At 65.2% G+C, this 12,727-nt stretch carries 10 protein-coding genes and 1 pseudogene; 8 read left to right on the forward strand and 3 right to left on the reverse strand.

Features of this window, described 5'->3' with window-relative positions:
* The first annotated feature begins 76 nt into the window (after window positions 1-76).
* On the forward strand, window positions 77-712 hold the full coding sequence (locus tag ACIBK2_RS11975) for a TetR/AcrR family transcriptional regulator (RefSeq protein ID WP_396966308.1): 636 nt from the start codon (window positions 77-79) through the stop codon (window positions 710-712).
* A 345-nt stretch (window positions 713-1,057) separates the two neighbouring features.
* Here ACIBK2_RS11975 and ACIBK2_RS11980 read toward each other — a convergent pair whose 3' ends face one another.
* Window positions 1,058-1,708 carry a TetR/AcrR family transcriptional regulator gene (locus ACIBK2_RS11980; RefSeq protein WP_396966310.1) on the reverse strand — a complete coding sequence of 217 codons (651 nt, stop codon included), beginning with the start codon at window positions 1,706-1,708 and terminating at the stop codon, window positions 1,058-1,060.
* Between the two features lie 81 nt (window positions 1,709-1,789).
* Here ACIBK2_RS11980 and ACIBK2_RS11985 point away from each other — a divergent pair, with 81 nt between their 5' ends.
* From ACIBK2_RS11985 to ACIBK2_RS12015, 7 genes and pseudogenes are all read left to right on the forward strand, one after another.
* Window positions 1,790-2,593, forward strand: a complete 804-nt coding sequence (locus ACIBK2_RS11985; protein WP_396966312.1) for a TIGR03084 family metal-binding protein — start codon at window positions 1,790-1,792, stop codon at window positions 2,591-2,593.
* Window positions 2,590-4,299, forward strand: coding sequence for an acyclic terpene utilization AtuA family protein (locus tag ACIBK2_RS11990; RefSeq protein WP_396966314.1), 1,710 nt, complete (start codon window positions 2,590-2,592; stop codon window positions 4,297-4,299). Before ACIBK2_RS11985 ends, ACIBK2_RS11990 begins: the two co-directional genes overlap by 4 nt.
* Window positions 4,254-5,441: an acyl-CoA dehydrogenase family protein gene (locus ACIBK2_RS11995; protein WP_396966316.1), complete on the forward strand. Its 1,188-nt coding sequence runs from the start codon at window positions 4,254-4,256 to the stop codon at window positions 5,439-5,441. Before ACIBK2_RS11990 ends, ACIBK2_RS11995 begins: the two co-directional genes overlap by 46 nt.
* Window positions 5,438-7,039 carry an acyl-CoA carboxylase subunit beta gene (locus tag ACIBK2_RS12000; protein WP_396966318.1) on the forward strand — a complete coding sequence of 534 codons (1,602 nt, stop codon included), beginning with the start codon at window positions 5,438-5,440 and terminating at the stop codon, window positions 7,037-7,039. The genes ACIBK2_RS11995 and ACIBK2_RS12000 overlap by 4 nt, the downstream gene beginning before the upstream one ends.
* Window positions 7,040-7,050: 11 nt before the next feature.
* Complete coding sequence (locus ACIBK2_RS12005; protein ID WP_396966320.1) at window positions 7,051-9,018, forward strand: acetyl/propionyl/methylcrotonyl-CoA carboxylase subunit alpha; 1,968 nt, start codon at window positions 7,051-7,053, stop codon at window positions 9,016-9,018.
* Complete coding sequence (locus tag ACIBK2_RS12010) at window positions 9,015-9,806, forward strand: enoyl-CoA hydratase-related protein (RefSeq protein ID WP_396966322.1); 792 nt, start codon at window positions 9,015-9,017, stop codon at window positions 9,804-9,806. Before ACIBK2_RS12005 ends, ACIBK2_RS12010 begins: the two co-directional genes overlap by 4 nt.
* A pseudogene (locus tag ACIBK2_RS12015) lies at window positions 9,803-10,126 on the forward strand (LLM class flavin-dependent oxidoreductase); the annotation flags it as partial. The gene ACIBK2_RS12010 and the pseudogene ACIBK2_RS12015, both read left to right, overlap by 4 nt.
* A 796-nt stretch (window positions 10,127-10,922) precedes the next feature.
* Here ACIBK2_RS12015 and ACIBK2_RS12020 read toward each other — a convergent pair.
* Window positions 10,923-11,546, reverse strand: a complete 624-nt coding sequence (locus tag ACIBK2_RS12020) for a TetR/AcrR family transcriptional regulator (RefSeq protein WP_396966324.1) — start codon at window positions 11,544-11,546, stop codon at window positions 10,923-10,925.
* Window positions 11,547-11,577: 31 nt separating this feature from the next.
* Window positions 11,578-12,726 carry an acyl-CoA dehydrogenase family protein gene (locus tag ACIBK2_RS12025; protein WP_396966326.1) on the reverse strand — a complete coding sequence of 383 codons (1,149 nt, stop codon included), beginning with the start codon at window positions 12,724-12,726 and terminating at the stop codon, window positions 11,578-11,580.
* Between the last annotated feature and the right edge of the window lies 1 nt (window position 12,727).

Below are 12,727 nucleotides of genomic sequence, written 5' to 3' on the forward strand. Positions count from 1 at the left end.
ACGTCCGGTTCTGCGATCGAACTAGAAGATACTATAGCGGTGACTATATTATCTAGAGTTGGATAACATTGTTCCAATGGAGCCATCGCCCTCCGCGCCGACTCGACAAGCGCGCCGCCCGCGCCGCCCGTCGGCCGACGGAACTCGCCGCGCGCTGCTCGACGCCGGACGAATTCGGTTCGCCCGCAAGGGGTATTCGCGTACCGCGATCCAGGACATCCTCGATGACGTCGGAGTGACCGTCCCGGTGCTCTACCACCACTTCGGCAGCAAGCACGGGCTCTTCGTCGCAGTCGCCGAAGACGTCTACGGCCGCTTCCTGGCCGACCTGCGGCAATCGGTCGAATCGACTACGGGGTTCGAGCAGGCGATCAACGCCGTGCTCGATGCCGCGCAGCGTATTCACGCCAGTGACCCGAGCCTGGCCTCGCTGACTCTCACGGTCCAGATCGAGGCTCGTCGCGATGAGGAATTGGCGCGTGAACTACGCATCGTTCTGCAATCATTCCGCGGTTTCACCGACGAACTCGCCGCCCGTGCGCCTGCAGAATTGATCGACAAGGTGGATGGGCGGCATCTCTACCGCGCACTAGCGGTCATCTTGAACGGCCTCAACAGCATCGCCGACAACACCGGTCCCGAGGATTTTGCCGCAACCGTTGATGTGGTGAGACATCTGCTCCTCGAGCCTCTGGCCGGAGGTGAATCCTAGCCTCGCTCGGTCCTGAACGGTCGAACACGCCGGGCCGCTACGCCCGCACAACTCCGGTATTTGCCCGCGCCCGCCGAGGTGTGAAACACGCTAGCAGCCAACATTTTTCAGTCACCTGCGACGTTCAGGCGGTGCCAAGGCAACGTCATGACCGGACCGTGCGTAGCCAGGTCAGGCTGCGGTGACCCGGTGCTCCGTGTGGGTTCGATGACTGGTGCGTCGTGTGCCTCGAGGTAGGTGGCTGGGTCGCTGCTGCCAGCCAGCGAGCATTCGTGTAGTCGCTGACGCGATGGCGGCAATGATCCGTGGACGGCTCGTCGAGTCCACTCGTCGACCGGGTGGGCGTCATCGGCTTCCGTGCGGCGGGTGGATGAAGGCGCGCATCACGTTGATCATTCCTACGTAATCCGCCGGGTTGTCGATGGTGACTGCGGCGCTGGTAAGGCCGCTGCACATGGTGACCAGAGCATGTGACAGATCGCGGCGGGTGCGCGCATCGGGTGCCAACTCTGCTGGGGCGAGCTCGGCGATCGAATCGAAGAAGGCGCGGAAACGCCGGAGCGTGGGGCGCAATTCGGCCGCAAGAGCCTCGTCGCGGTCGGTCTCGATCAGCACGGTGAGCACCATGGCGGTGAGGCGGCGGTCCATGCGGTAGAGGTCGCTGAAACCCCGCAGGACCCGGTCGACGGCCTCGGCGAACGAGGTCGCACCGGAAAGTCCGGCCTCGAGCTGGCGTAGGCCGCGTTCGTAGACGTCCTCGGCAACAGCGACGAACAGTCCTGCCTTGTTTCCGAAGCGCTGATAGATCACCGGGACACTGACCCCGGCGGCGCGGGCGATCTCGCCGACCGTCAGCCCCGCGTACCCACGGGCGGCGAACAGATCTAATGCGGTGCGCAGCAACACCTCTCGCGTATCGAGCCCGTGCGTAGCGGGCGGACGCCCGGGGGCTCGCTTGGCGACGACCGTGCCGTCGACGTCGCTGTTCGCGTTCATGGCCCTCCTGATGGCAATCCGCTCTTGCCGTCGACCCTAACACTATCTATATTAGCGCTAGTTAATTTAATGGAGGTGGGTGTGACGCCCGTTCTTTCTTCTCTGCTGCGCGACCTCGCCGAGGAAAGCGCCGACCTCGACGCCCTCGTCGCCGAAGTGCCGCCTGATCAATGGCAGACCCCGACTCCGGCTCCCGGCTGGACGATCGCGCACCAAATCGCCCATCTGGCTTGGACCGACGGCATCGCGCACACAGCGGCGGACGATCCGGCTGCGTTCACTGCTCAGGTGCGGGAGTTGCTGGCCGGGTCGGTCGACATCGCGAAGTACGTATCCGCGATAGCTGGGGACTGGGCCGAGACCGCACCGAGACAGCTACTCGAAGACTGGCGTGGAGGCAGGGCGCGACTGGCTGAGGCGCTGATGCGGGTTCCGGCCGGAGCGAAACTGCCGTGGCTGGGGCCACCGATGAGCGCTGCGTCCATGGTGACCGCGCGGCTGATGGAGACTTGGGCGCACGGTCAGGATATCGCGGATGCCGTAGGCGTGCAACGTATTCCGACGGTGCGACTGCGTCATGTCGCTTCTATCGGCGTGCGTACGAGGGGATTCGCCTTCGCCGTCAACAACCGGCAACTGCCTGGTAGTGACGTGCGGGTCGAATTGGTGGGCCCGGACGGTGAGCTGTGGACTTGGGGCGAGCTGGATGCGCCCGATCGGGTAACCGGACCTGCGCTGGACTTCTGCCTACGCGTCACCCAACGCTGCCACCGCGACGATCTTGCCCTGCTCGCCGAGGGGCCGATCGCTGACGAATGGCTCGACATCGCACAGGCTTTCGCCGGGCCGCCCGGCCCCGGCCGCCTACCAGGGAGGCAAGCATGACCGGCACGCCGACACCGTCGCCGATCCGGATCGGCAACGCCTCCGGCTTCTACGGTGACCGGTTGTCGGCGTTTCACGAGATGCTCACCGGCGGCGATCTCGATATTCTCACCGGTGACTACCTGGCTGAGCTGACCATGCTGATCCTCGGCAAGGATCTGATGCGCAACCCGGGGGCGGGATACGCCAAAACGTTTCTGCGCCAGCTGGAACAGTGCATGGCGCTGGCGGTCGACAAGGGCGTTCGCATCGTCACCAACGCTGGCGGACTCAATCCCGCAGGCCTGGCGCAGGAAATTACTACCCTCGCGCAGCGAATCGGCGTTTCCATCGAGGTTGCTTATGTCGCCGGTGACGACCTGCGTGATCGCGCAGGCGAACTCGGGCTCGGTATACCGCTGACTGCCAATGCGTATCTGGGTGCGTGGGGTATCGCCGAGGCGCTGCGGGCGGGTGCCGACATCGTCGTCACCGGCCGTGTCACCGACGCCTCGCTGGCTGTCGGACCGGCGGCGGCGCATTTCGGCTGGGCCCCTGATGATTTCGACACGCTGGCGGGCGCGGTGGTGGCCGGGCACATCATCGAGTGCGGCCCACAGGCCACCGGCGGCAACTATCCGTTCCTCGACGAGATCGACACCTCGCGCCCGTTCGGATTCCCGATCGCCGAAGTGCACGCGGACGGGTCGTCGATCATCACAAAACATCCCGGGACCGGCGGGCTGGTATCGGTCGGCACCGTCACCGCCCAGCTGCTCTACGAGATCGGCGGCCCGCGGTACCTCGGCCCCGATGTCACAACGAGATTCGACACAGTCGAGCTCGAGCAGGTCGGGCCCGACCGGGTCCGGGTGCACGGCACGCGCGGTGAAGCACCGCCATCCACGGCGAAGGTGTGCCTGAACCACATGGGCGGTTTCCGCAATCAGGTCACCTTCGTGCTGACCGGACTGCATATCGCGGCCAAGGCCGACCTGATCCGCACCCAGCTCACCGCCGCCTTGCTCACGCGGCCACAGGAACTCGTCTGGACCCTGGCCCACACCGATCGTCCGGATGCGACGACCCAAGAGCAGGCGAGCGCCCTGCTGCGGGTCTCGGTCAAGGATCCCGATCCGACAGTGGCCGGGCGGGCGTTCAGTCAGGCCGCGATCGGACTGGCACTGGCCAGCATCGCGGGGTTCACGGTGACCTCCCCGCCAGGAGACGCGTCACCGTTCGGGATCTACACACCCGCCTACGTGCCGGCCGAACAGATCGACCACGTGGTAGTCCTTTCCGACGGGACACGGCGGCCGATCCGGCCGGTCCCGAGTGATGTTGAGCCGCAATCGATTACCGATCAGCCGTTGCCGGAACCATTGTCGGCCGGGCCGGTTAGACGATTGCCGTTGGGCACGGTCGCGGGCGCGCGCAGCGGCGACAAAGGCGGCGACGCGAACGTTGGCGTATGGGCGCGTACCGATGCCGAATGGCGGTGGCTGGCCCGGTTTCTCACAGTGGACGAGTTCCGGCGGCTACTGCCGGAAACCGCCGAACTGCCGGTGCGCCGGTATGTGCTGGCGAATCTGCGAGCGCTCAATTTCGTGGTCGAAGGCTTGCTCGGGCAGGGCGTGGCCGCATCGACCCGTTTCGATCCCCAGGCCAAAGGCGTTGGCGAATGGCTGTGCTCGCGCCTGGTCGATATCCCGGAGGTCCTGCTGTGACAGACCCGTTCGACACCCCGGAACGGCGCGATCTAGGCGCCCTGGTCCGTGACTTCACCACCCGCGGGATCGTGCCGCATCTGGATACATGGGAGCGCGAGAACATGATTCCGCGCTCGATACACAAGGCGGCGGCTGCGGCGGGCCTGCTCGGTGTGGGTTATCCGGAGGCCGTCGGGGGATCCGGTGGCGACGCCCTCGACACCATAGTGCTGACCGAAGCGATGATCCTGGCAGGCGGCAGCGGCGGCCTGATGGCGGGGCTGTTCAACCACAACCTCGCCGTCCCGCACATGGTCGCCTCCGGCGATCGCCGCCTCATCGCCACCTACGTGCGCCCAACGCTGGCCGGGGAGAAGATCGGCTCACTGGGTGTCACCGAGCCCGACGGTGGCTCGGATGTGGCGAACTTGCGCACCCGCGCGGTGCGCGACGGTGACCACTATGTCGTCAACGGCGCGAAGACGTTCATCACCTCGGCGGTTCGCGGCGACTACGTAACCACCGCCGTGCGCACCGGTGCCCCTGGCTACCAAGGGATTTCGCTGCTGGTGATCGAAAACACGAGTCCCGGTTTCACGGTGAGTCGCCGGTTGGACAAGATGGGCTGGCACTGTTCGGATACCGCAGAGCTGTCGTTCGTCGATGTTCGGGTTCCGGTCGAGAACCGGATCGGCGGCGAGAACGAGGGCTTTGCCCACATCATGGGCCAGTTTCAGAATGAGCGCATCTGGCTTGCCGCCGTCGCCTACGCCACCGCGCAGCGCTGCCTGGATCTCACCGTCGAGTGGACGAAGATGCGCAACACCTTCGGTAAACCCTTGAGCAGTCGTCAGATCGTGCGGCATCAGCTGGTGGAGATGACCCAGCGGATCGAGTTGGCCCGCACCTACACCCGCAGCATCGCCGCGCAGATGGTCGCAGGGCACGACGTGGTCGCGCAGGTGTGCATGGCTAAAAACGCCGCCGTGGCGGCCTGCGATTTCGTCGTCGACCGAGCGGTACAGCTGCACGGCGGCCTCGGCTATCTGCGCGATTCGGAGGTCGAACGCCACTACCGCGACGCCAAGATCCTCGGGATCGGCGGCGGTGCCACCGAAGTCATGACCGACCTGGCCGCTAAACGATTGGGATACCAGTGACCGTACTGCGCAGCGCCGTAAACCCGGCGTCGGACGACGCCGCCGCCCTACGTTCGGCGATGCTGGCGAAGATCGCCGAGATCGATGCCGAGCACGCGAAAGTGATCGACGGCGGCGGGCCGAAGTATGTCGAGCGGCACCGACAACGCGGGAAACTGCTACCGCGCGAACGCATTCAGCTGCTACTCGACCCGGACACCCCATTCCTCGAGCTGTCGCCACTGGCCGCATGGGGGACCCAATTCCATGTGGGCGCCAGCGTGATCACCGGGATCGGGATCGTCGAAGGCGTCGAGTGCGCGATCATGTCGCACGAGCCGACAATCAAGGGCGGCACCCAGAATCCGTACTCGTTGAAAAAGACGTTGCGGCTCATGCAGATCGCCGCCGAGAACCGGCTACCCAGCATCAATCTCGTCGAGTCCGGCGGCGCCGACCTGCCGACCCAGGCCGAAATCTTTACCCCCGCCGGTGCCGGGTTCCGCAACATGACCAACGCATCGGCCGCGCGTCGGCCGGTGATCTCACTGGTGTTCGGGAACTCCACCGCAGGTGGCGCCTACATCCCCGGCATGAGCGATTACATCGTGATGGTCAAGCAGCGGGCAAAGGTGTTCCTCGCCGGTCCTCCGCTGGTGAAGATGGCCACCGGTGAGGAGTCCGACGACGAAACTCTCGGCGGCGCGGAAATGCACGCTCGCGTGTCCGGCCTCGCCGACTACATGGCCGCCGACGAGCTCGACGCCATCCGCCTCGGCCGTCAGATCGTGTCGAACCTCAACTGGCGCAAGCAAGGCCCGGGACCTTCGCGCACTGCCGAGGAACCACGCTACGACCCGGAGGAACTGCTCGGGCTGATCCCCACCGATCTCAAGCGCCCCTTCGATCCGCGCGAGGTGATCGCCCGCATCACCGACGGCTCACGGTTCGACGAGTTCAAGCCGCTCTACGGCAGCAGCCTCGTCACCGGCTGGGCCGCCGTCCACGGCTATCCGGTCGGCATCCTGGCCAACGCCCGCGGCATTCTGTTCAGTCAGGAGTCCCATAAGGCGACCCAGTTCATCCAGCTCTGCAACCAAACCGACACACCGATCGTCTTCCTGCAGAACACCACCGGCTACATGGTCGGCGCCGAATACGAGCGCGGCGGCATCATCAAGCACGGCGCGATGATGATCAACGCAGTCTCCAACAGCCGGGTACCGCACTTCACGATCAACATGGGCGCCTCCTACGGCGCGGGCAACTACGGCATGTGCGGGCGCTCCTACAACCCGCGCTTCCTGTTCAACTGGCCCAACGCCAAATCCGCGGTGATGGGCGGTGAACAACTTGCCGGCGTGTTGTCCATCGTCGCCCGCCAGGCCGCCGCCGCCCAGGGCCGCGAATTCGACGAGGCCGCCGATGCCCAGTTGCGGACGACCATCGAGGAGCAGATCGAGCGGGAATCACTGGCCCCGTACCTGTCCGCCCGGTTGTTCGACGACGGCATCATCGACCCCCGCGACACCCGCACGGTGCTCGGATTGTGCCTGTCCGTCGCCCACAACGCGCCCATTGCCGGAGTCAGCGACGGCTTCGGCGTCTTCCGAATGTGAGTAACCACAACATGATTCGCAGACTCCTCGTCGCCAATCGAGGCGAAATCGCCCGTCGCGTCTTTCGTACCTGCCGCAGCAGCGGTATCGGCACCGTCGCGGTGTACTCCGACGCCGACCGGACCGCCGCGCACGTCGGTGATGCCGATCGCGCGGTGCGGCTGCCCGGCAACTCCGCAGCCGACACCTATCTCAGAGCCGACCTGATCATCGCGGCCGCCCGGCGCGCGGGGGCCGACGCAATCCACCCGGGATACGGATTCCTTTCCGAGAACGCCGAATTCGCGCGAGCCGTGATCGATGCCGGGCTGACCTGGGTGGGCCCGTCTCCGGACGCCATCGCGGCCATGGGCTCGAAGATCCGCGCTAAGAAACTCATGGCCGACGCCGGTGTGCCCGTGCTCGATGAGCTCGAACCCGCCTCGGTCACCACAGATCAGCTGCCGGTCCTGGTGAAAGCATCTGCGGGCGGCGGTGGACGCGGGATGCGGGTGGCCCGCACACTGACTGAACTGCCCGACACCGTGACCGCCGCCTCGGCCGAAGCCGCCGCTGCGTTCGGCGACCCGACGGTGTTCTGCGAGCCCTACTTGGAACAGGGGCGCCACATCGAGGTGCAGATACTCGCCGACCGGCACGGCACCACCTGGGCGCTCGGAGAACGGGAATGCTCCATCCAGCGGCGCCACCAGAAGATCATCGAGGAAACACCCTCACCCATGGTCGATCCCGAGCTGCGCAAACGGCTCTGCGACGCCGCGGTCATCGCCGCCGAGGCCGTGGGCTACCACGGCGCAGGCACAGTAGAATTCCTCGCCGGCGCGGACGGCCGGTTCTACTTCCTCGAGATGAACACGCGCCTGCAGGTCGAGCATCCCGTCACCGAATGTGTGACCGGGTTGGATCTGGTTGCCTGGCAGCTGCGCATCGCAGCCGGTGCCGCCCTGCCCGCCGGCCCGCCGCCGGAGTTCGCGGGACATGCCATCGAGGCCCGGCTCTACGCCGAAGATCCGGCACAGGATTGGCAACCGACCGCAGGCACCCTGCAAAGCCTTGAATTCCCGAGCGCAGGAACCGAATTCCGCTGCCCGGACGATTACGGGCTGCGCATCGATTCGGGATACCGCAGCGGCGACACCGTCGGCACCCACTACGACGCGATGCTGGCCAAGGTCATCACCTGGGCACCCACCCGTGAGGAAGCCATCGCCCATCTCGCGGACACCCTGGAGCGCAGCCGCATCCACGGCCTTACCACCAACCGCGACCTGCTGGTACGACTGCTGCGGCACAACAGCTTCGGGACCGGTGACTTCGACACCTCGTTCTTCACCCGATACGGCCTCGACGAACTGTCTACGCCGCTGGCCGATCTCGAAGCCGTCCGTTGTTCGGCCCTTGCTGCCGCGCTCGCCGATGCGGCGCGCAACCGCACGAAGGTTGCCGACCTCACGGGGCTGCCGATCGCGTGGCGGAATGTGGCTGCGGTCTCCCAGCTCAAGTCCTATACGGCCGGCCCCGACACGATCGAGATCGGCTACCGATGGACCCGTGACGGCATCACACCCGACAGCTTCGATGACGTCCGCATCGGCGAATTCGACGAGAACCGAGTGGAACTCGACATCGATGGCGTCAGCTACACCTTCGACGTCACCACCTACCGAGACCGGGTCTGTATCGACTCCGCGGCCGGGCCGGTGGAGCTGACGCCGGTCGATCGGTTCCCCGATCCCGCCGACCAGCATGCGGCGGGCACGCTGCTGTCACCGATGCCGGGCTCGATTATCACGATCCACGTCGACGACGGTGCGACCGTAGCCAAAGGCGATCCGTTGATCACGCTCGAGGCCATGAAAATGCACCACACCATCACCGCGCCCGGCAGCGGCCTCGCCGCCATCGAAGTACGCGTGGGACAACAGGTCGACAGCGGCGCGGTGCTGGCCATCGTCTCGACCGAGGAGGACCCGTCATGACCGAACTCGTCCGGCTCGACATCGAGCATGAGATCGCCACCATCACCCTCGATTCCCCGAACAATCGCAACGCGCTGAGCCAGCGGCTCATCACCGAGCTTGCTACCCACCTGGCGGTCGCTACCGCCGACCCCGCTGTGCGGTTCATCGTGCTCACCCACACCGGCACCGTATTCTGTTCCGGGGCTGACCTTTCTGAGGCCGCGGACGGAACGGGCGCCGCAATCGGTGCGACCGCGGCGCTGACCCTGATGCGCCAGATCATCGACGCCCGCCAGCCCGTGGTAGCAGTCCTGCGCGGCCCGGCCCGAGCCGGTGGAACCGGCTTGGTCGCCGCCAGCGACATCGCACTCGTCGCCGATCACGTCGACTTCGCATTCGCCGAAGTGTCGATCGGCGTGGCACCGGCAATCATCTCGATCCCGTTGCTGGCCAAGCTCGCGCCTCGCGCGGCTGGGCAATACTTGCTGTCCGCAGCACGATTCGACTGCCACGAGGCCGCCCGCATCGGACTCGTCACCGAAGCCGTCCCCGAGGCCGAACTCGATGCTCGACTCGCCGATCTGCTCACTCAATTGCGGCGCACCGCCCCCGGCGCCGTCGCCGCGACCAAACACATCCTCACCCGCAGTCTGCGATACGACCTCGACGTGCACGGCCAGGACATGGTCGAGCTGTCCGCGGATCTGTTCAACGGCGCGGAAGCTCGAGCGGGGATGCAGGCATTCCTCACGAAGACGTCGCCGCCATGGGCGTCCATTGCGACGACAGACAAGGCGCAACTATGAAACTCGGCTACTGGATCGCCAACCCGATCGATCCCACTCTGCGCACGACCTTCGCCGAGTTGGAACGCCTCGGCGTCGACTCCGTCTGGTGTCCGGAAGCCTACGGCTCGGACTGCCTGACCCCACTGGCCTGGTGGGGTGCAACAACTTCGACCCTCCGGCTCGGCACCGGCATTGTGCAGATGGCCGCCCGCACCCCTACCGCGACCGCCATGGCCGCGCTCACCATGGACCACCTCACCGGCGGCCGATTCTTGCTCGGAATGGGTGCTTCCGGGCCCCAAGTCGTCGAAGGCTGGTACGGGCAGCCCTTTGCCCGCCTGAGCGGTGAACGCAGGCGGCGCTACTCTGGCGAGCCTCGCGCGCCCTGCACTGCTCCGAACCGGGGACCTGAATCTATAGCAGCTATGAAGCCACCACGCACATCGCTGAAGGGGTCATGTTCACTCCGCGTCCTCGTGACCTTCAACGGTGTGCAGCACTTACAGCGTTAGGTTGTTGCCGGCTAACCAATGTACGGGCTGCGCCGCGAGCGCTCTTTATGCTGCTTCATTGTGTGCTTAGCGGCTTCAGCCGGGGGAGGGTCTGGGTATGTGAGGAGTTGATGCAGTAGCGCTCGCAGAGCTACAGGCCGTTCGGCCTGGGTATGTAGGTATTTTGGCTGGTGAGTACCCGTCTTTGATGTTTGGAGGGCCCGTGTCACCGCCGCCCCCGACATCCGCGCCCAAGTCCACGCAGCCGCCGACGCCGCGCTCACCTCCATGACCGCCGATCCGCGCCGGGGCGCAATGCTGCTCGGTTCACACACCGAAGTTCTGCAACGCGCCCGTCTCACCGCCCAGCACACGATCGCCAATGCGATGGCGGCAATGACCCGCGAGCTACTCGCAGAATCCGCACCCACCCAACTTGACACCGAGATGGCAGCATTCACCCTCGTCAGCGGCACCATGGAACTGGTCGCGGCCTGGCTGCGCGGCGAGTTTCAGTCCAGGCGTGCACATCTCACCGACCTCATCGCTGCCATGCTGCTGACCGGAGTCGACATTGGCGGCGCATTGAACAGGGCCCCGAATGGTGGAGTGCGGCAGAGCAACCCATCGATGTGCTGCGCGTTCAGGTCAACTTCTCGGCAGCACCTACGACGGCTAGGAGGAGCTCGACGTTGTCGTGGATGAACTGCTCACGCGAGTACAGCAACAGTTGCTGAGACCAGCTGTCCAGGGTCCGGGTGAACGCACCGAGGAGAAACCAGGCGACAAGGTCGATCGCGCGGTCTCCTTGGCGCAGAGGAGAGCGATCCAGACCCGCATCCCTTATAAGAGCTGACGCGACCGTTTCTAACAGGTCCCGGCGTCGGGTCGCCGTGACCGGGACTCCGGACGACAACAACAACGTGCCCAGATTCGGCGACCCGATGAGGAGGTCGACTATGGCGGTGACAGTGGCCGTGATCGTCGACCGCAGGTCGCAACTGGTTTCCCGGATGGCCGCCTCGACCGTCGACACCATCTCACTCGCGGCTACGTCGAAAGCACCCCGCAACAAATCGTCGACGTCGGCGAAGCTCTCGTAGACATAGCGCGTGGACAGGCCGGCATTCGCAGCGACCTTCCGGACTGTCACCGCGTGGATCCCGTCAGTGGCCACTACATCGAACACCGCAGCCACCAACTTGCCGCGCCGATCATTGCGCCGTTGGTCAGCCGGGACCCCGCCGTACGCGCGCAGATCCTTCACCTGAACTCCTAACCGCAGATCTGGACGGGAGCTATAGTGCCAGGTCGCGGCCGATGATTTCTTTCATGATCTCGGTGGTTCCCGCGTAGATCGTTTGGATGCGGGTGTCGGTGTAGGCGCGGGCAACCGGATACTCGGACATGTAGCCGTATCCGCCGTGTAGTTGCAGGCAGCGGTCGACGATGCGTTTCTGGAGTTCGCTGGTGTACCACTTGCCTTTTGCCGCGTCGACGGGACTGAGCCGGCCTGCGTTGTAGGCAAGTACGGACTTGTCGACATAGGCTTCGGCAACGTCGAGTTCGGTTGCCATTTCGGCGAGTTCGAAGCGTATGTGTTGGTTGTCGCCGATCGGTTTGCCGAATGCTGTTCGGGTGAAACAGTATTCGCGAGTCAGGTCGAAAATTGCCCTGGATAGCGCTATTGCGCCCGCGCTGATGCCGAGCCGTTCGCGGGGGAGATGACTCATCAGGTTCGGTAGCCCGCGGCCGACGCCGCCGAGCACGTTAGCGCCGGGGATTCGCACGTTGTCGAAGAACAGTTCGGCGGTGTCCTGACCGGGTAGGCCGATTTTGGCGAGTTTGCGGCCGCGATGGAACCCGGGCATGTCGCGTTCGACGACGAACAGTGTGAGACCCTTTGTGCTGCCGGTGGGATCGGTGCGGGCGGCAACGATCACGACGTCGGCCATGATGCCGCTGGAGATGAAGGTCTTCTGCCCGTTGAGGATCCAGTCTTCGCCGTCTTGCCGGGCTTCGGTGCGGATGCCTTGCAGATCGCTGCCCGCGCCCGGTTCGGTCATGGCGAGAGCGCCGATGATTTCGCCGGTGGCGAAGCCGGGTAGCCAGCGCTGCTTCTGCTCGTCGGTGGTGAGGTCGAGCAAGTAGTGCAGTACCAGGTCGTCCTGAAGGCCCAGGCTGACCGCGAACGATCCCGCGTGCACGCGAGCGACTTCCTCGCACACGATCATCCGGTAGCGATAGTCGAGTTCGCCTGCGCCGCCGTAGCGTTGGGGGATCTGCAGTGCATAGATCCCGTTCTTCGCGGCGGCGGCAAACACGGCTCGGTCAATCCAGCGTGCCTCGTCCCAGCTTTCATGGTGGGGGACCACCTCACGGAGGAGGAACTCGCGCACGGTCGCGCGATAGAGCTCGTGGTCCTCGGTGTAGAAGTCGCGGTCCATT

The sequence above is a fragment of the Nocardia sp. NPDC050175 genome, assembly GCF_044459885.1.
Lineage (GTDB): Bacteria > Actinomycetota > Actinomycetes > Mycobacteriales > Mycobacteriaceae > Nocardia.